The 25621-nt window shown below is 43.0% G+C and carries 26 protein-coding genes, 1 pseudogene and 2 riboswitches; of the genes and pseudogenes, 22 read left to right on the top strand and 5 right to left on the bottom strand.

Annotated elements, in window-relative coordinates:
- Positions 1-87 precede the first annotated feature (87 nt).
- From MK403_RS04960 to pyrE, 10 genes and pseudogenes are all read left to right on the top strand, one after another.
- The gene (locus MK403_RS04960; RefSeq protein WP_268709141.1) at positions 88-1266 is read left to right on the top strand and encodes a galactokinase; all 1179 of its coding nucleotides are present in this window, start codon (positions 88-90) and stop codon (positions 1264-1266) included.
- A gap of 11 nt (positions 1267-1277) precedes the next feature.
- Positions 1278-1937, top strand: a complete 660-nt coding sequence (locus MK403_RS04955; RefSeq protein ID WP_084975694.1) for an HAD family hydrolase — start codon at positions 1278-1280, stop codon at positions 1935-1937.
- Positions 1934-3421, top strand: a complete 1488-nt coding sequence (locus MK403_RS04950) for a UDP-glucose--hexose-1-phosphate uridylyltransferase (RefSeq protein ID WP_268709140.1) — start codon at positions 1934-1936, stop codon at positions 3419-3421. The genes MK403_RS04955 and MK403_RS04950 overlap by 4 nt, the downstream gene beginning before the upstream one ends.
- A gap of 69 nt (positions 3422-3490) precedes the next feature.
- Positions 3491-3895 (top strand): PaaI family thioesterase, encoded by a 405-nt coding sequence (locus MK403_RS04945; protein WP_000651196.1) that lies wholly within the window; start codon positions 3491-3493, stop codon positions 3893-3895.
- A 70-nt stretch (positions 3896-3965) separates the two neighbouring features.
- Positions 3966-4139: pseudogene (locus MK403_RS04940) on the top strand (AAA family ATPase); the annotation flags it as partial.
- Between the two features lie 106 nt (positions 4140-4245).
- Positions 4246-5598, top strand: a complete 1353-nt coding sequence (gene murD, locus MK403_RS04935) for a UDP-N-acetylmuramoyl-L-alanine--D-glutamate ligase (RefSeq protein WP_268709139.1) — start codon at positions 4246-4248, stop codon at positions 5596-5598.
- A 1-nt stretch (position 5599) separates the two neighbouring features.
- Complete coding sequence (locus MK403_RS04930) at positions 5600-6658, top strand: UDP-N-acetylglucosamine--N-acetylmuramyl-(pentapeptide) pyrophosphoryl-undecaprenol N-acetylglucosamine transferase (protein WP_268709138.1); 1059 nt, start codon at positions 5600-5602, stop codon at positions 6656-6658.
- A gap of 9 nt (positions 6659-6667) precedes the next feature.
- Entirely contained in the window at positions 6668-7777 is a 1110-nt protein-coding gene (locus MK403_RS04925) for a cell division protein FtsQ/DivIB (protein WP_268709137.1), read from the top strand.
- A 190-nt stretch (positions 7778-7967) separates the two neighbouring features.
- A complete protein-coding gene (gene pyrF, locus MK403_RS04920) occupies positions 7968-8669 on the top strand; it encodes an orotidine-5'-phosphate decarboxylase (RefSeq protein WP_001209287.1) in 702 nt (233 codons plus the stop codon).
- A 42-nt stretch (positions 8670-8711) separates the two neighbouring features.
- Entirely contained in the window at positions 8712-9344 is a 633-nt protein-coding gene (gene pyrE, locus MK403_RS04915; RefSeq protein ID WP_268709136.1) for an orotate phosphoribosyltransferase, read from the top strand.
- A gap of 61 nt (positions 9345-9405) precedes the next feature.
- On the opposite strand, the gene MK403_RS04910 is transcribed toward pyrE, so the two are convergent.
- The 4 genes from MK403_RS04910 to MK403_RS04895 are packed head-to-tail and all read right to left on the bottom strand — an operon-like array spanning position 9406 to position 12360.
- Complete coding sequence (locus tag MK403_RS04910) at positions 9406-10272, bottom strand: cysteine ABC transporter substrate-binding protein (protein WP_268709135.1); 867 nt, start codon at positions 10270-10272, stop codon at positions 9406-9408.
- Between the two features lie 11 nt (positions 10273-10283).
- Positions 10284-11042, bottom strand: coding sequence for an amino acid ABC transporter ATP-binding protein (locus MK403_RS04905; protein WP_268709134.1), 759 nt, complete (start codon positions 11040-11042; stop codon positions 10284-10286).
- Positions 11043-11720 carry an amino acid ABC transporter permease gene (locus tag MK403_RS04900; protein WP_268709133.1) on the bottom strand — a complete coding sequence of 226 codons (678 nt, stop codon included), beginning with the start codon at positions 11718-11720 and terminating at the stop codon, positions 11043-11045.
- Positions 11680-12360 carry an amino acid ABC transporter permease gene (locus MK403_RS04895; RefSeq protein ID WP_268709132.1) on the bottom strand — a complete coding sequence of 227 codons (681 nt, stop codon included), beginning with the start codon at positions 12358-12360 and terminating at the stop codon, positions 11680-11682. Before MK403_RS04895 ends, MK403_RS04900 begins: the two co-directional genes overlap by 41 nt.
- A 209-nt stretch (positions 12361-12569) precedes the next feature.
- Here MK403_RS04895 and lctO point away from each other — a divergent pair, with 209 nt between their 5' ends.
- From lctO to thiE, 8 genes are all read left to right on the top strand, one after another.
- Positions 12570-13706 carry an L-lactate oxidase gene (gene lctO / locus MK403_RS04890; RefSeq protein WP_000120736.1) on the top strand — a complete coding sequence of 379 codons (1137 nt, stop codon included), beginning with the start codon at positions 12570-12572 and terminating at the stop codon, positions 13704-13706.
- Between the two features lie 148 nt (positions 13707-13854).
- Positions 13855-13943: riboswitch (TPP riboswitch) on the top strand.
- Between the two features lie 159 nt (positions 13944-14102).
- Positions 14103-14663, top strand: a complete 561-nt coding sequence (locus tag MK403_RS04885) for an ECF transporter S component (RefSeq protein ID WP_000915272.1) — start codon at positions 14103-14105, stop codon at positions 14661-14663.
- Positions 14664-16049: an ATP-binding cassette domain-containing protein gene (locus tag MK403_RS04880; protein ID WP_268709131.1), complete on the top strand. Its 1386-nt coding sequence runs from the start codon at positions 14664-14666 to the stop codon at positions 16047-16049.
- A gap of 1 nt (position 16050) precedes the next feature.
- Positions 16051-16701, top strand: coding sequence for an energy-coupling factor transporter transmembrane component T (locus MK403_RS04875; RefSeq protein WP_268709130.1), 651 nt, complete (start codon positions 16051-16053; stop codon positions 16699-16701).
- 10 nt (positions 16702-16711) lie between these two features.
- Positions 16712-17404 (top strand): thiaminase II, encoded by a 693-nt coding sequence (gene tenA, locus MK403_RS04870; RefSeq protein WP_268709129.1) that lies wholly within the window; start codon positions 16712-16714, stop codon positions 17402-17404.
- A 3-nt stretch (positions 17405-17407) separates the two neighbouring features.
- Positions 17408-17932: an energy coupling factor transporter S component ThiW gene (gene thiW, locus MK403_RS04865; protein WP_101800166.1), complete on the top strand. Its 525-nt coding sequence runs from the start codon at positions 17408-17410 to the stop codon at positions 17930-17932.
- Entirely contained in the window at positions 17932-18735 is an 804-nt protein-coding gene (gene thiM, locus MK403_RS04860; RefSeq protein WP_268709128.1) for a hydroxyethylthiazole kinase, read from the top strand. Before thiW ends, thiM begins: the two co-directional genes overlap by 1 nt.
- On the top strand, positions 18728-19360 hold the full coding sequence (gene thiE, locus MK403_RS04855; protein ID WP_268709127.1) for a thiamine phosphate synthase: 633 nt from the start codon (positions 18728-18730) through the stop codon (positions 19358-19360). The genes thiM and thiE overlap by 8 nt, the downstream gene beginning before the upstream one ends.
- 46 nt (positions 19361-19406) lie before the next feature.
- On the opposite strand, the gene thiD is transcribed toward thiE, so the two are convergent.
- Entirely contained in the window at positions 19407-20198 is a 792-nt protein-coding gene (gene thiD, locus MK403_RS04850; protein WP_268709126.1) for a bifunctional hydroxymethylpyrimidine kinase/phosphomethylpyrimidine kinase, read from the bottom strand.
- A gap of 83 nt (positions 20199-20281) precedes the next feature.
- Positions 20282-20380: riboswitch (TPP riboswitch) on the bottom strand.
- A 183-nt stretch (positions 20381-20563) separates the two neighbouring features.
- Between thiD and MK403_RS04845 the strand changes: the two genes are divergently transcribed.
- The 4 genes from MK403_RS04845 (at position 20564) to spxB (ending at position 25583) form a co-directional block, all read left to right on the top strand.
- Entirely contained in the window at positions 20564-20959 is a 396-nt protein-coding gene (locus MK403_RS04845) for a CopY/TcrY family copper transport repressor (protein WP_268709157.1), read from the top strand.
- 10 nt (positions 20960-20969) lie between these two features.
- Positions 20970-21341, top strand: a complete 372-nt coding sequence (locus MK403_RS04840) for a cupredoxin domain-containing protein (RefSeq protein WP_000935072.1) — start codon at positions 20970-20972, stop codon at positions 21339-21341.
- Positions 21342-21350: 9 nt separating this feature from the next.
- Positions 21351-23594, top strand: a complete 2244-nt coding sequence (locus tag MK403_RS04835; protein ID WP_268709125.1) for a heavy metal translocating P-type ATPase — start codon at positions 21351-21353, stop codon at positions 23592-23594.
- Positions 23595-23807: 213 nt separating this feature from the next.
- Positions 23808-25583, top strand: a complete 1776-nt coding sequence (gene spxB / locus MK403_RS04830; protein WP_002923229.1) for a pyruvate oxidase — start codon at positions 23808-23810, stop codon at positions 25581-25583.
- Positions 25584-25621 lie beyond the last annotated feature (38 nt).

Here is a 25621-nt window from a genome sequence, read left to right as displayed (position 1 = left end):
CATTGACCTTGGCAAATGCCTTGGATACAATAGAAGAAAACGATTACACGTTAAGGCGACTTAACGGACAGTCAAAGGAGAATTCATATGACACAACATCTTACTGCTGAAGCCCTTCGCAAAGACTTTCTTGCCGTTTTTGGTCAAGAAGCAGACCAAACATTCTTTTCACCAGGTCGTATCAATTTGATTGGTGAACACACAGACTACAACGGTGGGCACGTTTTTCCAGCTGCTATTTCTTTGGGGACATACGGTGCAGCTCGCAAGCGTGACGACCAAGTCTTGCGTTTCTACTCAGCCAATTTTGAAGACAAGGGTATTATCGAAGTGCCTCTTGCCGATCTCAAATTTGAAAAAGAGCACAGCTGGACCAACTATCCAAAAGGGGTTCTTCATTTCTTGCAAGAAGCTGGGCACGTGATTGACAAAGGATTTGATTTTTATGTTTATGGGAATATCCCAAATGGAGCTGGCTTGTCATCATCAGCATCCTTGGAACTTTTGACTGGTGTTGTGGCAGAGTATCTCTTTGGTTTAAAACTAGACCGTTTGGATTTGGTTAAAATCGGAAAACAAACGGAAAACAACTTTATTGGAGTCAACTCTGGTATCATGGACCAGTTTGCTATCGGTATGGGGGCTGACCAGCGTGCTATTTACCTGGATACCAACACCTTGGAGTACGACTTGGTGCCACTTGATTTGAAGGACAAGGTCGTTGTTATCATGAACACCAACAAACGCCGTGAACTAGCGGACTCTAAATACAATGAACGTCGTGCTGAGTGTGAAAAAGCAGTGGAAGAATTGCAAGCTACCATAGATATTCAGACCTTGGGTGAATTGGACGAGTGGGCTTTTGACCAATACAGCTACCTGATTAAAGACGAAAATCGTTTGAAACGTGCTCGCCATGCCGTGTTTGAAAACCAACGTACCCTTAAAGCTCAAGCAGCCCTTCAGGCAGGTGATTTGGAAACCTTTGGTCGTTTGATGAATGCATCTCACGTTTCTTTGGAGCATGATTATGAAGTAACTGGCTTGGAATTGGATACCCTTGTTCACACAGCTTGGGCTCAAGAAGGTGTTCTCGGTGCTCGTATGACAGGGGCAGGTTTTGGTGGCTGTGCCATTGCCTTGGTGCAAAAAGACACTGTTGAGGCCTTTAAGGAAGCTGTAGGCAAACACTACGAGGAAGTAGTTGGATACGCTCCAAGCTTCTATATAGCTGAAGTTGCAGGTGGCACTCGCGTTCTAGACTAGGAGAGAAGTATATGGAAGCTGTAATATTTGATTTAGACGGCTTATTAGCTGATACTGAGATCATTTCTCTAAAAGTTTATCAAGAATTACTTGAAGATTTTGGAATTCCTTTCACAGAAGAAACATATTCTAGAGAATACAGTGGACATAGGGAAGAGGAAAATGTTCAACGATTTTTGGATACCTATGATTTACCTTGGAACTTTGACCAAACCTTGGAAAAAGTTTATGAACTGGAAGCTCGAATTTTAGCCAAAGGTGTAAATTTAAAAAAAGGTGCTAAAAATTTACTTGCTTTTTTGCAAAGAGAAGGTATTCCAATCGCTTTAGCAACTTCAAGTGTTGAATCTAGGGCTAGAATGATTTTGGATAGTAATGGTATACTGTCCTTATTTGACCATCTAGTTTTTGCAAAAGATGTAAAGCGAAGCAAACCTTACCCTGATATATTTTTAAAGGCCTGTAGTGATTTGAATGTTTTGCCAGAGAATTGCTTAGTATTAGAGGATAGTGAAGCGGGGATTGAAGCAGCCTATAGAGCTGGGATACCAGTTATTTGTATTCCAGACTTAAAAATGCCAGCACAGTCTTTCTTAAATAAAACAGAACAAGTTTTTCAGGATTTAGATGCTGTCAGAGACTATTTAGAAAGTAAGAAGGAGAATCAATGAGTCAGGGAGTTCTAGATGCATTTATCACGGAAGTCATTGCAGAAAGTTCATTTGAGGAAATGGATCGAATCTACCTAAGCAATCGTGTTTTGGCTCGAGTGGGCGAAGGTGTTTTGGAAGTTGAGACTGATCTAGATGAGTTGATTGACCTCAAGGACCAGCTGGTTGAGGAGGCGGTTCGATTAGAGACGATTGAGGATAGTCAGGCTGCGCGTGAAATCCTCGGTGCTGAACTGATGGACTTGGTAACCCCTTGTCCAAGTCAGGTTAATCGTGACTTCTGGACAACCTATGCCCAATCTCCCGAGCAAGCAATTGCAGATTTTTACCAGCTCAGCCAGAAAAACGACTACATCAAGCTCAAGGCCATTTCTAAGAATATCGCTTATCGTGTTCCATCTGACTACGGAGAACTTGAGATTACCATCAACCTCTCTAAACCTGAAAAGGATCCAAAAGAGATTGCGGCAGCTAAGTTGGTGCAAGCTAGCAATTATTCCCAGTGTCAACTCTGTCTAGAGAACGAAGGCTACCATGGTCGAATTAACCATCCAGCTCGTAGCAATCACCGCATTATCCGTTTTGAAATGGCGGGTCAGGAGTGGGGCTTCCAGTATTCGCCCTATGCTTATTTTAATGAGCACTGTATTTTCTTAGACGGTCAGCACCGTCCCATGGCCATTAGTCGTCAGAGTTTTGAGCGTCTGCTGGCGATCGTAGAGCAGTTCCCAGGCTATTTTGCGGGCTCAAATGCCGACCTTCCGATCGTGGGGGGCTCTATCTTGACTCATGATCACTATCAGGGAGGGCGACATGTTTTTCCTATGGAATTGGCTCCTCTACAAAAGGCCTTCCGATTTGCTGGTTTTGAGCAGGTCAAGGCTGGGATTGTCAAGTGGCCTATGTCAGTGCTACGTTTGACTTCGGATTTCAAAGAAGATTTGTTCAACTTGGCTGACAAGATTTTACAGGAATGGCGCCAGTATTCAGATCCAAGTGTGCAAGTCTTGGCAGAAAGTAATGGAACACCGCATCACACCATTACACCCATTGCTCGTAAACGTGACGGACAGTTTGAGTTGGACTTGGTTTTACGGGACAATCAGACTTCGGCAGAGCATCCTGATGGTATCTATCATCCCCACAAAGATGTTCAACATATCAAGAAGGAAAATATCGGCTTGATTGAGGTCATGGGCTTGGCTATCCTGCCACCACGTCTAAAAGAAGAAGTGGAGCAAGTCGCTAACTACCTAGTGGGAGAAGATGTCTCAGTTGCATCTTATCATCAGAAATGGGCAGACAATCTCAAAGCTCAACATCCAGACCTAAAAGATAAAGAAAAAGCCCTTGAAATCGTCAAGGACTCTGTAGGTACTATCTTTGCACGTGTACTTGAGGATGCAGGGGTTTACAAGCAGACAGAACAAGGACAGGCAGCCTTTATGCGCTTTGTGGAGCAGGTCGGAATTTTGCCAGACTAGGAGCTTTCTCCTTGCACAGTCCTATAAAAAGTAGTATCATAGTGTCGTTTGAAATATCAGGAGGAAACGATGAAAGATTTTCATTTTGATGCTATATCTGCCTTTGAAAATTACGAAATTGAAAAAATGAGAGATGGTCACGTTGTGGTGACGACGAAAGTAGTGGACTCGTCGCTCAACTACTATGGCAATGCCCATGGCGGCTATCTCTTTACCCTTTGTGACCAAATCAGTGGTCTAGTGGTTATCTCGCTGGGGCTTGATGGAGTGACGCTCCAGTCCTCTATCAACTACCTCAAAGCAGGAAAGCTAGATGATGTACTGACCATTAAAGGAGAATGTGTCCATCATGGACGCACAACCTGTGTGGTAGATGTCGATATCACCAATCAAGAGGGCAGAAATGTCTGCAAAGCAACCTTTACCATGTTTGTCACAGGACAAAGGTCAGAAGAAAGACAGGTAAGGATATAAAGTACTGAGAGTTGACCTGCACTCTAAGGGTTAGATATTTTTTGTCGAACTTTTGGAGTGCAGGTTAGTTTTGATTCTCGCAGATGAACCAACTGCTTCGCTAGACCCCAAAAACTCTGAGGAATTACTTTCTATCTTGGGATCTTTAAAAAATCCGAATCGGACCATTATTATTGCGACCCACAATCCTCTTATCTGGGAGCAAGTGGATCAAGTCATTCGAGTTACCGATTTATCTCATTGATGATAAGAGAACATTAAGTTAGAAGAAAGAGTCACAAATACACTTTGTGGCTTTTTTATTTCCGTAAAAATGGTAAAATAGTAGGAGTAGAAATGGAGTTTGAGACATGAAAGTAATCGATCAATTTAAAAATAAGAAAGTCCTTGTTTTAGGTTTGGCTAAGTCTGGTGAGTCTGCGGCCCGTTTATTGGACAAGCTAGGTGCCATTGTGACAGTAAATGACGGCAAGCCTTTTGAGGAGAATCCTGCTGCTCAAAGCTTACTAGAAGAGGGAATCAAGGTTGTCACTGGTGAGCATCCTTTGGAATTATTAGATGAAGATTTCGCTCTGATGGTGAAAAATCCAGGTATCCCGTATAGCAATCCCATGATTGAAAAGGCTTTGGCAAAGGGGATTCCAGTCTTGACTGAGGTGGAATTGGCTTACTTGATTTCAGATGCACCGATTATCGGTATCACAGGTTCAAATGGGAAAACAACCACAACGACTATGATAGGGGAGGTTTTGACTGCTGCTGGTCAACATGGTCTCTTATCAGGGAATATCGGCTATCCTGCAAGTCAAGTGGCTCAAACTGCAACAGCCAAGGACACGCTTGTCATGGAACTTTCTTCTTTCCAACTGATGGGCGTTCAAGAATTCCATCCAGAAATTGCGGTCATTACCAACCTCATGCCCACTCATATCGACTACCATGGCTCTTTTGAGGCCTATGTGGCAGCCAAGTGGAATATCCAAAATAATATGACAGCAGCTGATTTCCTTGTCTTGAACTTTAACCAAGACTTGGCAAAAGAATTGGCTAGCAAAACACAAGCCACTGTTGTTCCATTTTCAACAAAGGAAAAGGTTGATGGAGCCTATCTTGCAGATGGTCAACTCTATTTCCGTGGCGAAGTGGTCATGGCAGCTAGTGAAATCGGTGTTCCAGGTAGCCACAATATAGAAAATGCCCTTGCGACCATTGCAGTAGCTAAACTTCGTGGTGTAGACAACCAAACCATCAAGGAAACTCTTTCAGCCTTTGGTGGTGTCAAACACCGTCTCCAATTTGTGGATGAAATTAAGGGGGTCAAATTCTATAATGATAGCAAGTCAACCAATATCTTGGCTACTCAAAAAGCCTTGTCAGGATTTGACAATAGCAAGGTCATCTTGATTGCAGGTGGTTTGGATCGTGGCAATGAGTTTGACGAATTGGTGCCAGATATCACAGGCCTCAAGAAGATGGTCATCCTTGGTCAGTCTGCAGAACGTGTCAAACGAGCAGCGGATAAGGCTGGTGTGGCTTATGTGAATGCGACTGATATTGCAGATGCGACCCGCAAGGCTTATGAGCTTGCTACAGAAGGAGATGTAGTCCTTCTCAGCCCTGCCAATGCCAGCTGGGATATGTATGCTAACTTTGAAGTACGTGGCGACCTCTTTATCGACACAGTAGCGGAGCTAAAGGAATAATATGAAAAAAATTATCTTTACAGGTGGGGGGACGGTTGGACATGTTACCCTCAACCTTTTGTTAATGCCCAAGTTTATCGAAGACGGCTGGGAAGTCCACTATATCGGGGATAAGCATGGAATCGAACACCAAGAAATCCTCAAGTCAGGCTTGAATGTGACCTTCCATTCCATTGCGACTGGGAAGTTGCGTCGCTATTTCTCTTGGCAAAATATGCTGGATGTCTTTAAAGTTGGTTTGGGAATTGTCCAATCTCTCTTTATCATGTTACGACTGCGTCCACAGGCCCTTTTTTCAAAGGGTGGCTTTGTCTCCGTACCGCCGGTTATAGCAGCGCGATTGTCAGGAGTGCCTGTCTTTATCCACGAATCGGACCTATCTATGGGCTTGGCCAATAAAATTGCCTATAAATTTGCGACCAAGATGTATTCAACATTTGAGCAAGCTGCTGGTCTCGCAAAAGTCGAGCATGTGGGAGCAGTGACCAAAGTTTCAGATCAAAAAACATCAGAACCAGATGAATTGGTGGATATCCAAACCCACTTTGATCCTGAATTGCCTACAGTATTGTTTGTCGGTGGTTCTGCTGGAGCTCGTGTCTTTAACCAATTGGTGACAGATCATAAGCAAGAACTGACAGAGCGCTACAATATTATCAATCTCACTGGAGATTCAAGCCTCAATGAGTTGAGTCAAAATCTCTTTCGTGTTGATTATGTGACGGATCTCTATCAACCTTTGATGGAGATGGCAGATGTGGTGGTGACGCGTGGCGGTGCCAATACGATTTTCGAGCTCTTGGCCATGGCGAAACTCCATCTCATCGTACCATTGGGTCGTGAAGCAAGTCGAGGAGACCAGATTGAAAATGCAGCCTACTTTGTTAAGAAAGGCTATGCAGAAGAGCTTCAAGAAAGTGACTTGACCTTGGAAAGCTTGGAGGAGAAACTCAGCCACCTGCTTAGTCACAAGGACCAATACCAAGCTAGCATGAAAGCTTCAACTGAATTGAAATCTCTTGCAGATTTTTACGATCTATTAAGAAAAGACCTAGCATAAGGAATATCAATGTCAAAGGATAAGAACAAAGAATCAAACCCCAAGAAAGAATTGTCTGAATGGCAGAAACGAAACCAGGAATACTTGAAAAAGAAGGCTGAGGAAGAAGCTGCCCTAGCTGAGGAGAAAGAAAAGGAAAAACAAGCTCGAATGGAGGAAAACTCTAAGATGTTAGAGGAAGCCAAGAAATCATCGAGTAAATCAGACGAGGAAGCAACAAGCCCAAGCAAGGAACCATCTGAAAAAGAAGAACAATCTCAAAAGGATGATCATAAAGTCAAAGAGAAAAAAGAGAAGAAGAAAAAAGAGAAACCTGCCAAGCCTAAAATTGCGCCTGTTCATATTTGGCGGGCAGTTAGTATCTTGGTGCCGAGTGTTCTGGTTCTCCTCCTTTCTATCTATCTCTTGACTCCTCTTTCGACTATCAAGCATATCGAGGTTAAGGGAAATGTCCAGACCCAAGCGGATGACATTAAACAGGTTTCTGGCATTCAGGACAGCGACTATACCTTGTCTTTGTTGTTGAACAAGGAGAAGCACGCTGAGCGAATCAAGTCTAACCATTGGATAGAGTCTGCGAAGATTGACTATCAATTTCCGACTAACTTTACGATTGAAGTTAAGGAGTTTGCTATTGTCGGATATTATGTATCTGGTGAAGAACATTATCCTATTCTTTCTAGTGGTACAGTAGAGTCAAGCCCTGTCAACCTTTTGAACCTGCCTGAGACCTACCTAACAGTCACCTTTAACGATGAGCAGCAGGTGAAGGATTTGATGACGGGTCTTTCTAGCATTAGTGAGGACATAAAGAGTCAAATTCAGAAGATCGAACTAGCGCCAAGTAAGGCAACTGCCGATCTTCTAAAAATTACTATGCTGGATACAGATGAAATCTTGGTTCCCTTGTCAGAATTGAGTAAGAAATTGCCTTATTACAGCAAAATCAAGCCACAGTTAGCAGAACCGAGCTTCATCGATATGGAGGCAGGAATCTATAGCACTAGCCTGGCTGATAAACGTTTAGAAGAAGCTGAGGAAAAGGCCAAACAAGAAGCTAAAGAAGCAGAGAAGAAAAAACAGGAAGAAAAAAAAGCTGAAGAAAAGAAACAAGAATAAGAATCTTCAGTTTTTACTTGACAAGTGTCGTTATAAATAATAGAATAGTAGAAAACTTTTAAAGCAGTCCAGAGAGGCAGCTAAGGTTAGACAGTGAAAGGGTGGAGACTACCCGTTTTTCGTGGAACCTAGCTGCTAGCAGGTTCCTTTTTTTGAGCAATGGACTGTTAGCAAAGAATAGGAGAAAAGAATGCGTGAGAGTCGTCCGGTCATTGCTCTGGATTTTCCAAGTTTCGAGGAAGCCAAAGAATTTTTAGCCCTTTTTCCAGCAGAGGAAAAACTCTATGTCAAGGTAGGAATGGAAATCTACTATGCAGTAGGTCCCGAAGTTGTGCGTTATTTAAAATCATTGGGACATAGTGTTTTTTTGGATCTCAAGTTGCATGATATTCCAAATACGGTCAAGTCAACCATGAAAATCTTGTCAAGTCTGGGTGTCGATATGACCAATGTTCAGGCTGCAGGTGGACTTGAGATGATGCAGGCCGCGCGTGAAGGCCTTGGTGATCAAGGGATTCTTATTGCGGTGACCCAATTGACCTCAACATCCGAAGAACAGATGCAAGACTGTCAAAATATCCAAACTAGTCTGCAAGAATCAGTGATTCACTATGCTAAGAAAACAGCTGAAGCTGGATTGGATGGAGTGGTTTGCTCAGCCCAAGAAGCCCAACTCATCAAGGAAGCTACAAACGAAGATTTTATCTGCTTGACACCAGGTATTCGACCAGCAGGTGCTGAAGCAGCGGATCAAAAACGCGTAGTGACTCCTGGTCAAGCCTATCAAATTGGTAGTGACTACATTGTAGTAGGCCGTCCAATCACGCAGGCAGAAGACCCTGTAGCAGCCTACCATGCTATCAAGGAAGAATGGACACGCGACTGGGTCTAAAGCGTATTTGATTATAGATTTAAGGATAAGAAGGAGTATACCATGACACTTGCTAGAGACATTGCTAGCCATCTATTGAAAATTCAAGCGGTTTATCTCAAACCAGAAGAGCCTTTCACCTGGGCATCTGGTATCAAGTCACCTATCTATACGGATAATCGTGTGACCCTAGCTTACCCAGAGACTAGAACCTTGATTGAAAATGGTTTTGTGAATGCTATCAAAGCAGCCTTTCCAGAGGTAGAAGTCATCGCTGGTACAGCGACAGCAGGGATTCCACATGGAGCTATCATCGCGGACAAGATGAACTTGCCTTTTGCCTACATCCGTAGCAAACCAAAAGACCACGGAGCAGGCAACCAAATCGAAGGCCGTGTAGCTCAGGGGCAAAAAATGGTAATTGTAGAAGACCTAATCTCAACTGGTGGTTCAGTTCTTGAAGCGGTAGTAGCTGCCAAGCGTGAAGGAGCAGATGTTCTCGGCGTAGTAGCCATTTTTAGCTATCAACTAGCAAAAGCAGATAAGAACTTTGCAAACGCAGGCGTGAAACTGGTGACTCTCTCAAACTACTGCGAGCTCATTCACCTAGCTCAAGAAGAAGGCTACATCACGCCAGAGGGATTGGCTCTCTTAAAACGCTTTAAAGAAGACCAAGAAAATTGGCAAAATGCTTAAGATATAGAAAATCAGGTAGTCACTAGGATTACCTGATTTCTTTTTGTGATTTTATTGGATGTTAGTCTACTTTTCCGCCTTCAACAACTAGATCATCTGCTTTAGCAGCGTCACCGTAGGTTGGGTGAAGTGTCTTTTCATAGGCTTTGTGGAAGAAGTTTTCTTTACCAAGTTTTTCAATTTCTTGGTTGATGTAGTCAAGAAGTTCTTGATTACCCTTTTGAACTGCTGCCGCAATAGTATCTGGGTCACCGAGGGAAGTAATTCCTACTTCAAATCCTTTATTTTCGAGGGCCCAAGCTAGGACCTCAGTATTATCAGTTGAGAAGGCATCTCCACGTCCGTCAAGAAGAGCCTGGTAGGCATCACTATATTGGTCGTATTTTTGGAGTTTTACTTCTGGGTGATTTTTTTCAAAATAAGTCTCAGCAGTCGTTCCTTTTGTGACAATCAAGGTTTTGCCTTCTAATTCTTTAACGTCCTTAATCAGCTTATCCTTAGGTGATACGACACCGAGTGATACTTTCATGTAAGGAAGGGCAAAGTCTACTTGTTTCTTACGTTCGTCAGTCACTGTAAAGTTAGCGAGTGTGATATCCACCTTGTTTGAAATCAAGTATTCAGCACGGTTGGCAGCATCAACTGAGACGTATTTGACCTTCACGCCCAAGTCTTGAGCTAATTGGTTCCCCAATTCGATATCGTAACCTTGGTAAGAACCGTCGTTATCAACGTAACCAAACGGTTTTTTGTCTCCAAATACGGCGATTCGAAGCTCACCACTTTTTTTGATTTCGTCGATAGTGCGGGCCTTGGCGGTTGCTTTTCCTGATGAAGCATCAGAGCTCCCACCTGAGCTACAAGCTGTGACAAAGATAAGGGCAAAGGCAAGTGCCAAAACAGTTAAGAGTGGTTTGAGTAGTTTCATAAAAATCTCCTTTATAGATATGAGCCGAACTGGCTAAAGTCAAATACGTTTAAAAATTCCTGTGCTCGTTTGGTTTGTGGATTGGTGAAGAATTCCTGAGCCGTTCCTTCTTCAGCAATCTTCCCTTGGTCGAGAAAGATAATGCGGTCCGCAATGGCTTGGGCAAACTGCATCTCATGGGTTACCAGTATCATGGTACGCCCTTCTTGAGCCAAGTCATTGATAAGTTCCAGAACCTCACGCACCATTTCTGGGTCCAGTGAAGCCGTTACTTCATCAAAGAGGATAATTTCTGGATGCATGAGAAGGGCACGGACAATCGCCACTCGTTGTTTCTGTCCACCAGATAATTGGCGAGCAAAACTGTCTTTTTTATCGAGCAAACCCACACGTTCCAGTAGTTGCAATGCTTCTTCCGTTACTTCTTTCTTGTCTCGTCCCTGAGCTTTGATAGGGCCTAGGATGAGGTTTTGCAGAACATCTAGATGGGGAAAGAGTTCATAACTTTGAAAGACCATCCCAATCTTTTGGCGAACTAAGTGAAAGTCTTTCTGGTTTCCAATAATGGACTGGCCATCAAGAAGAATATCTCCACCTTGAATGGTTTCTAAGCCATTGAGACAGCGAAGTAGGGTACTTTTCCCGCAACCAGATGGTCCTAGAATGACGACAACTTCCCCCTTTTTGATATCCAGAGAAAGATCTTGGAGGATGGGATTATCTCCGAAGGATTTTTTTAGATCCTTGATTTCTAATATAGTATCAGACATTTAGTTCCTCCAGTATTTTTCTAAGTGAGTAGATAGTTTGGAAATGGGGAAGCAAACTGCGAAATACAAGACCAGAATGGTTCCGTAGATCCAAAAGGAAGCAGTTGGGATGGTCAAGCGATTGCTATCAATGATTTGCTGTCCCACCTTGGTAACTTCAACGACTCCAATTAAAACAACCAGAGAAGTCGTTTTAATCATCCGAGTGACAAGGTTGATGGCTTGCGGTAGTAGTCTTCTCAAGACCTGTGGAATGATAATGTGATAGTAAAGTTGGAAGTTGGTCAAGCCCAGAGCCTGTCCGCTTTCAAACTGATGTTTAGGGAGGGAAGTGATGGCCCCACGAACCAAGTCTCCCATTTCAGCTGTTCCCCAGAGGGTGAAAACGATAATAGCAGAAGTCTCTCCCGATATATTGATATTAAAGTTTCGAGCTAAGCCGAAATAAACGATGAAAAGTAGTACTAGCTGAGGCATGATACGGATAAATTCTAGATAAAAACGTGTTAAAAAGCGAACGACTCTAGAATGAGAGGTCATGATGATTCCCATAACCGTTCCGAAAATCATGGATAAGAGGACAGAGAGGATGGAAATCCCAATCGTGACTCCCAATCCCTGTAAGATCCGCAGGAGATTATTTCCCTGAAAGAGTACTTGCATTCCCGAATCCTGCATGGCGGAGCCTCCTTTCTATCCAACTAAAGACTAGTGAAATAGGTAGAAGCATGATAAGGTAAGCAACCACCAACATGGCTAGTGCAATGTCTGTCTCATAGTAAAGCCCGATCAAGTCCTTGGCGACGTACATGAGATCGGCTAAGGCTACTGCAGAGAAAACTGAGGTTTCCTTAATCAAGAAAATCACGTTGGCACTGAAGGACGGCAGAGCCACTGCTGTAGCTTGTGGCAAGACTACGTAGCGAAAAACCTGAACAGGTGTCAGACCGATAGCTAAGCCAATCTCATGCTGGGTTTGACTAACTGCTTCTAGTCCGCTACGGAAGGATTCCGCCATATAGGAGCCTCCTAAAAAGATGAGACCAAGGGTTGCACAGACCTCTGAGGAGAGGACAATTCCTATTCGAGGCAGCCCGAAGTAGAGAAAGAAAAGTTGAATCAAAAGGGGTGTGTTTCGAGATAGTTCAATGTAAGCTGTCGCTAGTTGTGCCAAAACAGGGATGCGATAATGGCGGATGATACTAACGATTAGACCAACAAGAAAGGATCCCATAATTCCCCAAATTGCGATATGCAGGGTCAGAAAAAATGCCTTTTGATAGAGTGGTAAATATTGTTCAACAATGGACCAATCCAAAATAGAACCTCCCATCTAGGAATAATATAGCTATTGTAGCACTAAAGGGCATGTTTGGATAATATGAATTTTTTATCACAATGATAGAAAATATTTATCATGTCGGTGATTTGAAATTTCCAGACAAAATTTTTGAAAGGATTCTGAAAAAGAGGTAAGATAGTTTATGTAAGAAAAAGTAAACGCTTACTTAATAAGGAGGACACTTTATGTCATATAAAACAAGCAATGCAGAAGGACCTGTAGATTTTATTAACACCTATGATTTGGAGCCAATGGCGCAACAAGTCATTCCTAAAGCTGCCTTTGGTTATATCGCTAGTGGAGCAGAGGATACTTTCACTTTACGCGAGAACATCCGTGCCTTTAACCACAAACTCATCGTTCCACATACACTTTGTGATGTTGAAAATCCAAGTACAGAGATTGAATTTGCAGGTGAAAAATTATCTTCACCAATTATTATGGCGCCTGTTGCGGCTCATAAATTGGCAAATGAACAAGGTGAAGTGGCTACTGCGCGTGGTGTGCATGAATTTGGTTCTCTTTACACAACTAGCTCTTACTCTACTGTAGATCTTCCAGAAATTACGGAAGCCCTTCAAGGGACACCTCATTGGTTCCAATTTTACTTTAGTAAGGATGACGGTATCAACCGCCATATCATGGACCGTGTGAAGGCCGAAGGTTATAAAGCGATTGTCTTGACAGCAGATGCAACTGTAGGGGGCAATCGTGAGGTCGACAAGCGCAATGGTTTTGTCTTCCCCGTTGGTATGCCAATTGTTGAGGAATACCTGCCAGAAGGTGCTGGTAAATCAATGGACTTTGTTTACAAATCAGCCAAACAACGCTTGTCTCCACGCGATGTAGAATTTATCGCTGCATACTCAGGACTCCCTGTGTATGTCAAGGGGCCACAATGCCGTGAGGACGTTGAACGCTCTCTTGCCGCAGGTGCTTCTGGTATCTGGGTAACCAACCACGGTGGCCGCCAAATCGACGGTGGGCCAGCGGCCTTTGACTCGCTTCAAGAAGTGGCTGAAGCAGTTGATAAACGTGTGCCAATTGTCTTTGACTCTGGTGTTCGTCGTGGTCAGCACGTCTTTAAAGCCTTGGCTTCAGGAGCAGACTTGGTAGCTATTGGTCGCCCTGTGATCTATGGTTTGGCTCTCGGTGGTAGTGTTGGTGTGCGTCAAGTCTTTGAGCACTTAAATGCAGAATTGAAGACAGTCATGCAGTTATCTGGAACTCAGACTATTGAAGATGTCAAACACTTCAAACTTCGTCACAACCCATACAACCCAACCTTCCCAGTTGACCCACGTGACTTGAAATTGTATTGATAAGTAAGACGGCCTCCACCTGATGTGGGGGTTTTTCTTCGTGTATAGAAAGATTAAATCGTTATCAGAAACTATATAAATATATTTTCCAATCAAATATCTTGCTAGGGCTTTCAATTTCTGTTATACTGGTCCAGTAATAAAATAATAAAGACATTTGGGGTGCCTTAGGCTGAGATGATACCCATTGAACCTGATACAGTTAAGACTGGCGAAGGGAAATGTGAAAAGGTTTTTTTCGTATGTCGAAAAGAACTGTCTAATCTTGTAAGGTAAACTCTAATTCTTAATTGTAATTGGAGTTTTTTTGTTTATCAAAAGAGGATAGGCTTGACGGCAAGCCTTTTGGTAGCTCTCCTAGAATGCCCCACTTTTCTTTAAAAAAGGAGTTTTTTTATGTTGAAAAAATGGCAATTAAAAGATGTTATCTTGCTTGCTTTCTTGTCTATCTTTTTTGGTGGCGTTTTTGTGGGTTCAGGCTATCTGTTTGATATCCTCACCCTGATTTTAGCCCCTCTTGGTTTACAGGCTTTTGCCAATGAAATCCTCTTTGGTCTCTGGTGTATGGCTGCGCCCATTGCGGCCATCTTTGTTCCAAGAGTCGGAAGTGCAACGATTGGAGAGGTGCTTGCTGCGCTTGCGGAAGTCCTTTATGGTAGCCAATTCGGTCTAGGCGCTCTTTTGTCTGGCTTGGTTCAAGGCTTGGGAAGTGAATTTGGTTTTCTCGTAACCAAGAATCGCTATGAAAGTTGGCTCTCTCTAACTGCCAATAGTATTGGGATTACGCTTTTTAGCTTTGTCTATGAATACATTAAATTAGGTTACTATGCCTTTTCTCTTCCTTTTGTCCTTTCCTTGCTTGTGGTGCGTTTTATTTCCGTCTTTTTCTTCTGTACCATCTTGGTTCGTGCCATTGTCAAACTCTATCATCAGTTTGCGGCCGGAGGCAAGGCGTAGATGGGGCTGGAACTACGGGGGATTCAGTCACCAATCTTTTCGGAACCGATTGATTTTACTTTTCAAGCGCAAGCCTTTACCTTGTTAGTTGGGAGCAGTGGTTCAGGAAAATCCAGCCTCTTTCAAGTCATTGCTCAAGTCAGTTCTCTTCCCTATAGTGGTCAAGTCTTGATAGATGGGAACGAGGTCAGTCAGCTTTCTATCGTCAAACGTGTCCAGACGGTTGGCATTCTATTTCAAAATCCCAATCATCAATTCACCATGGAGAACTTGTTTGAAGAGCTGGTTTTTACCTTGGAGAATATCGGCCATCCAGTTCAGGAAATCGATTCTAAAATAGCAGAGGTGGTCCGGCAATGTCGTTGCGAGCCAATCTTGCACCGTCCAATTCATCACTTATCAGGTGGGGAAAAGCAAAAAGCTGCTCTGGCTGTTCTTTTTGCTATGAACCCTAGGGTCTATCTCTTGGATGAGCCCTTCGCTTCCATTGACCGCAAGAGCAGAATCGAGATATTGGAGATTCTAAAAGAGTTGGCTCTTGATGGGAAGACAGTCATCCTGTGTGACCATGATTTATCTGACTATGAAGCCTATATCGACCATATGGTTGAGTTAAGAGACGGACAGCTAAGGGAAGTGTTTCAAATCCCTTGCTCTGAGAAGATACAGGTTTCTTCAAAGGAAGTTGCTTCTAGTCCAGAACTATTCCATATGGATCGTGTGACTTGTGAGCTGGGTAATCGCCCCCTCTTTTCGATTTCTGATTTTACTATCTACCAAGGAATTTCCTGTATCCTGGGTCACAATGGTGTCGGGAAATCAACCCTCTTTCGCTCCATTCTTCAATTTCAAAAGTATAAGGGGTGCATTAGCTGGAAGGGGACAGTCCTGAAAAAGAAAAAGAGTTTGTACCGTGACCTAACGGGTGTTGTTCAGGAAGCTGAGAAGCAGTTTATCCGAGTCAGTCTGAGAGACGAACTGCAATTAGATAGTCCAGACTCTGAAAGAAATCAGCGAATTTTCCAAGCTTTACGATATTTTGATCTGGAGCAGGCTCTTGATAAGAGTCCCTATCAATTAAGTGGTGGCCAACAAAAGATTCTTCAGCTTTTGACCATCTTGACCAGCAAGGCTTCTGTGATCTTGCTAGATGAGCCATTTGCTGGTTTGGATGATAGAGCCTGCGACTACTTTTGTCAGTGGATGTTGGAGGAGAGAAATCAAGGGAGAAGTTTTTTGATCATTAGCCATCGTTTAGATCCCTTGATCTCTGTGGTTGATTATTGGATTGAGATGACTAGTGAGGGTCTCCGTCATATTAAAGATGTGACAATCAGCAAACCTCTCAGTTTTCTGAGTAGGAATACTCAAGGGGAGGTGAGGTAGTATGATCAAAGTAGCAACCAAGACACCAGTTATCAGCCTCTTCTTTCTAATTTTATCCTTGGAAACATCTTTCCTTCCTTCGATTGCTCTTAATCTTTCAGTAGTCGCATTTTGCATTCTCTTCATGCTCTACTACCGTCGATTTAAAATGTTGGCTTGGATGCTTGTGCTAGCCATTTTACCATCTTTTGCCAATTACTGGGCAGTACAGTTACACGGGGATGCTTCGCAGGCAGTGATACTTGGGATGAGGGCTTTTGTGACGGTTTGTATCGGCCTTGTCTTTGTTTCCAGTATTTCCTTAAAAGAGCTTCTCTTGTACTTGGCTCAAAAGGGGTTATCACGGTCTTGGGCCTATGCCTTAATTGTGGTATTCAATGCCTTTCCCCTCATTCAACAAGAAATCAAGTCCCTCAAGGAAGCGTGCTTACTGCGTGGTCAAAAATTGCATGTTTGGTCGCCCTTGATTTACAGCAAGGTTCTGATGACGGTCTTTAGATGGCGCCATCTCTACTTGAGAGCTCTGTCTGCACATGGATATGACGAACATGCGCAGTTGGAGAATCGCTATCGGACTTTTTATATTTCTAAAAAAACAAAATTAATCTACCTGCTGTTCTTTTTACTACTTCAAACCAGTTTATTTCTATAAAGGAGTTATTATGGAATTTACAGATATTGCGATGGAATTATCCAAGGAAGCTTGGCAGGCTTCCTTTCATCATCCCTTTATTTTACAATTACAAGAGGGAAATTTAGAACCTGATATTTTCCGCTATTACCTGATTCAGAATGCCTACTATTTGAAGGCCTTCTCAGAAGCCTATCACCTCTTGGCTGATAAGACTTCCAACGAGGAGATGAAAAGACTCTTGAAACAAAATGCCCAGAGTCTAGTGGAGGGTGAATTGTTTATCCGCCAACAATTTTTCAAGGAATTAGGAATAAGCGACCAGGAAATGGAGCAACATCCAATCGCTCCAACCTGTTATCATTACATTTCGCATATTTATCGTCAATTTGCAGAGCCAAACTTGGGGATTGCTTTTGCTAGTTTGCTCCCATGTCCTTGGCTATACCATGATTTAGGCAAGGCACTTAATCGCAAACCATCCCCGAATCCTCTTTATCAACAGTGGATTGAAACCTATATCACCGATGAGTTAGAACAGCAGATTAAAGAGGAAGAAGCTCTGGTCAATCAGCTCTATCAAGAAAGCGACGAGACGGACAAACAAAAAATGCTAGAGGCCTTCCACCGAAGTGTCCACATGGAAGCCAAGTTTTGGGAGATGGCTTACCAATATCAAACCTGGACGAGTGATTTGCAGTCCTTAGAAAAAGAGAAGAAATAGAAAATGAGAAACCACCAACTACAAGTTCACAAATTAACCATTTTATCCATGATGATTGCTCTTGACGTAGTTCTTACACCCATCTTTCGAATTGAAGGAATGGCACCGATGTCCAGTGTAGTCAATATCCTAGCAGGTATCATGATGGGACCTGTTTATGCCTTGGTCATGGCTACAGTCACAGCCTTTATCCGTATGTCTACTCAGGGCATTCCCCCTTTGGCCCTAACAGGAGCTACTTTTGGAGCCCTCCTTGCAGGTCTCTTTTATAAGTATGGTCGGAAATTTCACTATTCTGCCCTAGGAGAAATCTTGGGAACAGGGATTATCGGTTCTATTGTTTCCTATCCTGTCATGGTTCTCTTTACAGGATCTGCGGCCAAGCTCAGCTGGTTTATCTATACTCCGAGATTTTTCGGAGCGACCTTGATCGGTACAGCCATAGCTTTTCTTGCCTTTCGATTTTTAATCAAGCAGGAATTCTTTAAAAAAGTGCAGGGATATTTCTTTGGAGAAAGGATAGACTGATGCAGGCATTTACAAATCCTTTCCCTCTGGCAACCAGTTCCTTGATTCACTGTATCACCAATGAGATTTCTTGTGAGATGCTGGCAAATGGGATTTTAGCTCTGGGATGCAAACCTGTCATGGCAGATGATCCCCGTGAGGTTCTTGATTTTACCAAACAAAGCCAAGCTCTCTTCATCAATTTGGGGCATTTGTCAGCTGAGAAGGAGAAAGCAATCCGTATGGCAGCTTCTTATGCAAATCAAGCTTCTCTCTCAATGGTAGTAGATGCGGTTGGTGTATCAGCGTCATCCATTCGTAAGGGACTAGTCAGAGATCTTTTAGAATACAAGCCCACGGTCCTTAAAGGAAATATGTCGGAAATCCGAAGTCTTGTTGGTTTAAAGCACCATGGAGTTGGGGTTGATGCGAGTTCTAAAGATCAAGAAACTGAGGATTTGCTTCAAGTCTTGAAAGACTGGTGTCAGCTTTATCCTGGTATGTCGTTCTTAGTCACGGGTCCCAAGGACCTCATCGTTTCAGAAAATCAAGTTGCTGTATTGAGGAATGGCTGTGCAGAATTAGACTGGATAACAGGGACGGGAGACTTGGTTGGAGCCTTGACAGCTGTTTTTCTCAGCCAAGGAAAGACAACCTTTGAAGCTTCTTGTCTAGCGGTTTCTTATCTTAATATTTCTGCTGAGAGAATACTTGTTCAAGGAATGGGATTGGAAGATTTTCGTTACCAAGTTCTCAATCAGCTCTCTCTCCTAAAAAGAGATGAAAATTGGCTAGATACCATCAAAGGAGATATTTATGAATAGAGAAGCACTAAAACTATATCTGGTAACCAATCGCTACCAAGATTCCTTGGAAAGCTTTCTTGAAAAAGTGGAGACGGCCTGCCGTTCAGGTGTTACTATCATCCAACTACGAGAAAAAAACCTCACCACCAATCAATACTATCAACTGGCAAAACAAGTCAAGGAAATAACAGATGCCTATCAAGTACCCTTAATTATCGATGATCGTTTGGATGTTTGTCTAGCGGTTGATGCTGCTGGGTTGCATATAGGCGACGATGAGCTACCAGTTTCCGTTGCCCGCAAAGTCTTGGGTCCTGAAAAAATCCTCGGTGTTACAGCTAAAACTGTAGAAAGAGCACTTGAAGCGGAAACATCGGGAGCGGATTACTTAGGGACAGGAGCCATTTTCCCAACAACCACCAAAGAAAATGCGCCTATCACCCTGATTTCAACCTTGAAAACCATTTGCCAAACGGTCGCTATTCCAGTAGTTGCCATTGGAGGCTTGACGTCAGAGAATATTGACCAACTTGCTGCAACTGGTATAGCTGGTGTAGCTGTAGTCCGTGATTTGATGCAGGCAGAAGATATTGAGGCAAAAACGCAAGCATTTTTAACAAAGCTGGATGACATTATTTCCTAATCAAAAACTCTCTAATTCCCTTAAAGTGGGAACTAGAGAGTTTTTCTTAATCTTTAAAGCTTGTATGGTTGACTGGACCAGAACCATGACCGAGTTGAGGGGCGTCTTGGATGGCTTTTGTGATAAAAGCCTTGGCCTTATCAACTGCCTGATAGAGGGTCTTCCCCTTGGCTAGTTCAGCCGTAATCACTGCAGCAAAGGTACATCCAGTACCATGGGTGTGACAGGTTTGAATTCGTGGACTTTCCCAGACAAATTGCTCCTCCTTGGTAAAGAGGAAATCCTTAGCACCGCCTTCGAGATGGCCACCTTTGATAACCACAGACTGAGGACCAAATTCTTTTAAAATTAGGCGACCAGCACGTTGCATGTCTTCTGGCTCATGGATTGAAAAACCAACAATCTCTTCGGCCTCAGGAAGATTGGGCGTGATAATGCTTGCAAGGGGAAGGAGATTTGTTTTTAGGTAGCTTCTCGCACTAGTATCTATCAGGGTATCACCGCTTGTTGCGACCATAACAGGGTCCAGAACGTAGGGGCAGTCCAGTTTTTTAAGATAGGGTTGGATAATCTCCATGATTTCAGTAGTTGCCAACATACCAGTTTTTACAGCCTGGGGCTTGATATCCGAAAAGACACTTTCCAATTGAGCTTCCAGCATTTGGTTGGAGACGTGCTCGATTAATTGAACACCTCTGGTATTTTGAGCGACAAGGCTGGTCACAACGGCCATTCCATAGACATCTCTCGCTTGGAATGACTTCAAATCTGCCATAATGCCAGCACCGCCACTAGGGTCAGTTCCAGCAATGGTTAGAGCAACGGGTAAATAAGTCATCTAAAACCTCCCAACCAACTGAAGCATGTATTCTTAAGAACAAGCTAGTCTGTTTTAGGAAGGAAATAGAAGACTGATAGTCCCCATCATCATTTCCACTTCCATCAGCTAGCATTACCTAGATTGAGTCAAAGGGATCTAACAGTTGTTAATCTCAGCTTTACGCACCCCTAGTGGTTGTTTTCTTTTTTCTTCAGTATAGCATATTTTTATAGTTTATATAGTAAAATTTGACTGCAAATCTCTCGTTACATGATTAGAATTCTATTTTTCGAAAAAATAATAAAAATTATAGTTGACAAATGTAGATTTTCGGAGTATACTAATAACTGTAATCGACAAATGTAGATTTGGGAGGTGTGATGATGCAGATTTCAGATGCAGAATGGCAGGTCATGAAGATTATTTGGATGCAAGGAGAGCAGACCAGTAGCGATTTGATCAGGGTTCTGGCGGAGCGGTTCGACTGGTCCAAGTCAACCATTCAAACTCTTTTGGCTCGTTTGGTTGAGAAAGAGTGTCTGACAAGGAAAAAAGAAGGCAAGTTCTTTGTCTATTCAGCCCTTTTAACTTTGGACCAAAGTCGGGATTTACTTGTCCAAGATATCAAGGACAAGGTTTGTTCTCGTAGGATTAAGAACTTGTTGGCTGATTTGATTGCTGAATGTGATTTTACTCAGGCTGACTTGGAAGACTTAGAAGCTGTGATTTCTGAGAAAAAAGCTAGCGCAGTAACAGAAGTAAAATGTAATTGTATGTAAAGGAGACGTCATGTTAAATAGTATTGTAACCATTATTTGTATTACCCTTATCGCGTTTATCTTGTTTTGGTTTTTCAAAAAGCCTGAAAAATCTGGACAAAAGGCCCAGCAAAAAAAGGGCTACCAAGAGATTCGAGTGGAAGTCATGGGGGGCTATACGCCTGAGTTGATTATTCTTAAAAAATCAGTGCCAGCCCGCATTGTCTTTGACCGTAAGGATCCTTCACCTTGTTTGGATCAGATCGTCTTTCCAGATTTTGGTGTGCATGCGGACTTGCCTATGGGGGAAGAGTATGTAGTGGAAATCACGCCTGAACAGGCTGGAGAATTTGGCTTTGCATGTGGCATGAATATGATGCACGGTAAGATGATTGTAGAATAGGAGAATGATATGACTGAAATTGTAAAAGCAAGTCTTGAAAATGGTGTTCAAAAAATCCGTATCACGGCAGACAAAGGCTACCATCCAGCCCACATTCAACTGCAAAAAGGGATTCCTGCTGAGATTACTTTTCACCGTGTGACACCTTCAAACTGTTATAAAGAAGTTCTCTTCGAAGAAGAAGGGATTCTAGAACCAATCGCTCAAGATGAGGAAAAAATTATTCGCTTTACGCCTCAAGACTTGGGTGAGCACGAGTTTTCTTGTGGCATGAAGATGCAAAAGGGAAGCTATACCGTAGTTGAGAAGACGCGAAAATCTCTATCACTTTTACAGCGTTTTTGGATTACTAGTATCTTTACTGTGCCTCTTGTGATTCTCATGATTGGTATGTCGACAGGAGGAATTAGTCACCAAGTCATGCGTTGGGGAACCTTTTTAGCCACAACACCGATTATGCTAGTAGCAGGTGGTCCTTATATCCAAAGTGCTTGGGCTAGTTTTAAAAAGCACAATGCCAACATGGATACCTTGGTTGCTCTGGGAACCCTAGTGGCCTATTTCTATAGCTTAGTTGCCCTCTTTGCTGGTCTCCCCGTTTACTTTGAAAGTGCTGCATTTATCTTCTTCTTCGTTCTTATGGGAGCCGTTTTTGAGGAGAAAATGCGGAAAAATACTTCCCAAGCTGTGGAGAAATTACTTGACTTGCAGGCTAAAACTGCAGAAGTCTTGCGTGAGGATAACTATGTTCAAGTCCCCTTGGAGCAAGTCAAGGTAGGTGACCTGATTCGAGTGCGTCCCGGTGAAAAGATTGCGGTTGATGGTATCGTAGTGGAAGGTGTCTCTAGTATTGATGAGTCTATGGTGACAGGTGAGAGTCTGCCTGTGGACAAGACAGTTGGAGATACCGTCATTGGTTCAACCATCAATAATAGTGGAACACTTGTTTTTAGAGCAGAAAAAGTTGGTTCAGAGACTGTTTTGGCTCAGATTGTGGATTTTGTGAAGAAAGCTCAGACAAGTCGTGCGCCGATTCAGGACTTGACGGATAAAATTTCAGGGATTTTTGTCCCAGCAGTTGTCATTTTAGGGATTGTGACCTTTTGGGTTTGGTTCGTCTTGCTCAGGGATAGTGTAGTTGTGCTTGGAGCGAGCTTTGTGTCTTCGCTTCTCTATGGAGTAGCAGTTCTGATTATTGCCTGCCCTTGTGCATTGGGACTTGCAACACCGACAGCCCTTATGGTGGGGACAGGTCGCAGTGCCAAGATGGGAGTTCTCCTCAAAAATGGAACGGTTCTACAGGAAATCCAGAAAGTCCAAACTATTGTTTTTGATAAGACAGGAACTTTGACGGAAGGGAAACCTGTGGTCACAGATATCATCGGCGACGAAGTAGAAGTGCTTGGATTGGCAGCTTCCTTGGAAGAAGCTTCTCAACACCCACTGGCTGAGGCCATTGTCAAGCGAGCGACTGAAACTGGACTTGAGCTTCACACTGTGGAAAATTTCCAAGCCTTGCACGGAAAAGGTGTTTCAGGGCAAATCAATGGAAAACAAGTTTTGCTTGGAAATGCTAAAATGCTGGATGGCATGGATATTTCTAGCATTTATCAAGAAAAACTAGAAGAACTAGAAAAAGAAGCTAAGACAGTTGTGTTCTTGGCTGTTGACAATGAAATCAAAGGCTTGCTTGCTCTGCAAGATATTCCTAAGGAAAATGCTAAGCTTGCCATCAGTCAGTTGAAAAAACGAGGTCTTAAAACAGTCATGCTGACAGGGGATAATGCTGGCGTGGCGCGTGCTATTGCCGATCACATTGGAATCGAAGAGGTCATTGCAGGTGTCTTGCCAGAAGAAAAGGCCCATGAAATCCATCAACTACAATCAGCTGGAAAAGTAGCCTTTGTTGGTGATGGTATCAATGACGCTCCTGCCCTCAGTGTAGCAGATGTGGGGATTGCTATGGGAGCTGGAACAGATATTGCCATCGAGTCAGCAGATTTGGTGTTGACAACTAATAACCTCCTAGGAGTGGTTCGTGCCTTTGACATGAGCAAGAAAACCTTCAATCGAATTCTGCTCAACCTCTTTTGGGCCTTTATCTACAATGTCGCCGGAATTCCGATTGCAGCAGGAGTCTTTTCAGGAATTGGTCTCGTTCTCAATCCAGAACTGGCTGGTCTAGCCATGGCCTTTAGTTCTGTATCTGTTTTAACCAGTTCACTCATGCTAAACTTTAGTAAAATAGACTAAAAGCGAGCTTGCTCGCTTTTTTATTATAAAACAGTTTTCTGAAGCGTTTTCAATCTGTGCTGTAATAGAGAATGCAAACTTCTGAGCACATTCTTAGGATACTCAAAGTAAATGTGGTAAATTAGGATTGTAAATTTACTGAATCGCTTTCAAACAACATATAAAAGCGCTTTTTGTAAATATATGAAATTATTTTGAAGGAGAGTTATCATTATGACTCAAGGGAAAATTACTGCATCTGCAGCAATGCTTAATGTATTGAAAACATGGGGCGTAGACACAATCTACGGTATCCCATCAGGAACACTCAGCTCATTGATGGACGCTTTGGCTGAAGACAAAGATATCCGCTTCTTGCAAGTTCGCCACGAAGAAACAGGTGCTCTTGCAGCGGTTATGCAAGCTAAATTCGGCGGCTCAATCGGGGTTGCAGTTGGTTCAGGTGGTCCAGGTGCGACTCACTTGATCAACGGTGTTTACGATGCAGCTATGGACAACACTCCATTCCTTGCTATCCTTGGATCACGTCCAGTCAACGAACTCAACATGGATGCCTTCCAAGAATTGAACCAAAACCCAATGTACAACGGTATCGCTGTTTACAACAAACGTGTAGCTTACGCTGAGCAATTACCAAAAGTAATCGACGAAGCTTGCCGTGCTGCAGTTTCTAAAAAAGGTCCAGCTGTTGTTGAAATCCCAGTAAATTTCGGTTTCCAAGAAATCGACGAAAACTCATACTACGGTTCAGGTTCATACGAACGTTCATTTATCGCTCCTGCCTTGAACGAAGTTGAAATCGACAAAGCTGTTGAAATCTTGAACAATGCTGAACGTCCAGTTATCTACGCTGGTTACGGTGGTGTTAAAGCAGGTGAAGTGATTACTGAATTGTCACGTAAAATCAAAGCACCAATTATCACAACTGGTAAAAACTTTGAAGCCTTTGAATGGAACTATGAAGGTTTGACAGGTTCTGCTTACCGTGTTGGTTGGAAACCAGCTAACGAAGTGGTCTTCGAAGCAGACACCGTTCTTTTCCTTGGTTCAAACTTCCCATTTGCTGAAGTTTACGAAGCCTTCAAGAACACTGAAAAATTCATCCAAGTTGATATCGACCCTTACAAACTTGGTAAACGTCATGCCCTTGACGCTTCAATCCTTGGTGATGCAGGTCAAGCAGCGAAAGCTATCCTTGATAAAGTAAACCCAGTTGAGTCTACTCCATGGTGGCGTGCAAACGTGAAGAACAACCAAAACTGGCGTGATTACATGAACAAACTCGAAGGTAAAACTGAGGGTGAATTGCAATTGTATCAAGTTTACAATGCAATCAACAAACATGCTGACCAAGACGCTATCTACTCAATCGACGTAGGTGACACTACTCAAACATCTACTCGTCACCTTCACATGACACCTAAGAACATGTGGCGTACATCTCCACTCTTTGCGACAATGGGTATTGCCCTTCCTGGTGGTATCGCTGCTAAGAAAGACAATCCAGATCGCCAAGTATGGAACATCATGGGTGACGGTGCATTCAACATGTGCTACCCAGACGTTATCACAAACGTTCAATACGACCTTCCAGTTATCAACGTTGTCTTCTCAAATGGTAAATATGCCTTCATCAAGGACAAATACGAAGACACAAACAAACACTTGTTTGGTTGTGACTTCCCTAACGCTGACTACGCTAAAATCGCTGAAGCTCAAGGAGCTGTTGGATTTACAGTTGACCGTATCGAAGACATCGATGCAGTTGTTGCTGAAGCTGTTAAATTGAACAAAGAAGGTAAAACTGTTGTGATTGATGCCCGCATCACGCAACACCGTCCGCTTCCAGTAGAAGTGCTTGAACTCGATCCAAAACTTCACTCAGAAGAAGCTATCAAAGCCTTCAAGGAAAAATACGAAGCAGAAGAACTCGTACCATTCCGCCTCTTCTTGGAAGAAGAAGGATTGCAATCACGCGCAATTAAATAGTTCCTCTCATCGAAAATCAAATGTAAACATTGAAGATT

Origin of the sequence: Streptococcus oralis, assembly GCF_026782285.1 — a bacterium.
GTDB lineage: Bacteria > Bacillota > Bacilli > Lactobacillales > Streptococcaceae > Streptococcus > Streptococcus oralis_CG.
The sequence above is the reverse complement of the archived record's forward strand: the minus strand, read 5'-3'. Positions and strand labels throughout refer to the sequence as shown.

What these genes read in the sequence shown, in the direction of transcription:
- thiM (WP_268709128.1), top strand. Translation starts at nt 17,932, where the DNA reads ATGCAGGCATTTACAAATCCTTTCCCTCTGGCAACCAGTTCCTTGATT.
- murD (WP_268709139.1), top strand. Translation starts at nt 4,246, where the DNA reads ATGAAAGTAATCGATCAATTTAAAAATAAGAAAGTCCTTGTTTTAGGT.
- pyrE (WP_268709136.1), top strand. Translation starts at nt 8,712, where the DNA reads ATGACACTTGCTAGAGACATTGCTAGCCATCTATTGAAAATTCAAGCG.
- MK403_RS04955 (WP_084975694.1), top strand. Translation starts at nt 1,278, where the DNA reads ATGGAAGCTGTAATATTTGATTTAGACGGCTTATTAGCTGATACTGAG.
- MK403_RS04835 (WP_268709125.1), top strand. Translation starts at nt 21,351, where the DNA reads ATGACTGAAATTGTAAAAGCAAGTCTTGAAAATGGTGTTCAAAAAATC.
- pyrF (WP_001209287.1), top strand. Translation starts at nt 7,968, where the DNA reads ATGCGTGAGAGTCGTCCGGTCATTGCTCTGGATTTTCCAAGTTTCGAG.
- thiE (WP_268709127.1), top strand. Translation starts at nt 18,728, where the DNA reads ATGAATAGAGAAGCACTAAAACTATATCTGGTAACCAATCGCTACCAA.
- MK403_RS04880 (WP_268709131.1), top strand. Translation starts at nt 14,664, where the DNA reads ATGGGGCTGGAACTACGGGGGATTCAGTCACCAATCTTTTCGGAACCG.
- lctO (WP_000120736.1), top strand. Translation starts at nt 12,570, where the DNA reads ATGTCATATAAAACAAGCAATGCAGAAGGACCTGTAGATTTTATTAAC.
- MK403_RS04905 (WP_268709134.1), bottom strand. Translation starts at nt 11,042, where the DNA reads ATGTCTGATACTATATTAGAAATCAAGGATCTAAAAAAATCCTTCGGA.
- MK403_RS04945 (WP_000651196.1), top strand. Translation starts at nt 3,491, where the DNA reads ATGAAAGATTTTCATTTTGATGCTATATCTGCCTTTGAAAATTACGAA.
- spxB (WP_002923229.1), top strand. Translation starts at nt 23,808, where the DNA reads ATGACTCAAGGGAAAATTACTGCATCTGCAGCAATGCTTAATGTATTG.
- MK403_RS04840 (WP_000935072.1), top strand. Translation starts at nt 20,970, where the DNA reads ATGTTAAATAGTATTGTAACCATTATTTGTATTACCCTTATCGCGTTT.
- thiD (WP_268709126.1), bottom strand. Translation starts at nt 20,198, where the DNA reads ATGACTTATTTACCCGTTGCTCTAACCATTGCTGGAACTGACCCTAGT.
- tenA (WP_268709129.1), top strand. Translation starts at nt 16,712, where the DNA reads ATGGAATTTACAGATATTGCGATGGAATTATCCAAGGAAGCTTGGCAG.
- MK403_RS04950 (WP_268709140.1), top strand. Translation starts at nt 1,934, where the DNA reads ATGAGTCAGGGAGTTCTAGATGCATTTATCACGGAAGTCATTGCAGAA.
- MK403_RS04900 (WP_268709133.1), bottom strand. Translation starts at nt 11,720, where the DNA reads ATGCAGGATTCGGGAATGCAAGTACTCTTTCAGGGAAATAATCTCCTG.
- MK403_RS04925 (WP_268709137.1), top strand. Translation starts at nt 6,668, where the DNA reads ATGTCAAAGGATAAGAACAAAGAATCAAACCCCAAGAAAGAATTGTCT.
- MK403_RS04930 (WP_268709138.1), top strand. Translation starts at nt 5,600, where the DNA reads ATGAAAAAAATTATCTTTACAGGTGGGGGGACGGTTGGACATGTTACC.
- MK403_RS04875 (WP_268709130.1), top strand. Translation starts at nt 16,051, where the DNA reads ATGATCAAAGTAGCAACCAAGACACCAGTTATCAGCCTCTTCTTTCTA.
- MK403_RS04910 (WP_268709135.1), bottom strand. Translation starts at nt 10,272, where the DNA reads ATGAAACTACTCAAACCACTCTTAACTGTTTTGGCACTTGCCTTTGCC.
- thiW (WP_101800166.1), top strand. Translation starts at nt 17,408, where the DNA reads ATGAGAAACCACCAACTACAAGTTCACAAATTAACCATTTTATCCATG.
- MK403_RS04960 (WP_268709141.1), top strand. Translation starts at nt 88, where the DNA reads ATGACACAACATCTTACTGCTGAAGCCCTTCGCAAAGACTTTCTTGCC.
- MK403_RS04845 (WP_268709157.1), top strand. Translation starts at nt 20,564, where the DNA reads ATGCAGATTTCAGATGCAGAATGGCAGGTCATGAAGATTATTTGGATG.
- MK403_RS04885 (WP_000915272.1), top strand. Translation starts at nt 14,103, where the DNA reads ATGTTGAAAAAATGGCAATTAAAAGATGTTATCTTGCTTGCTTTCTTG.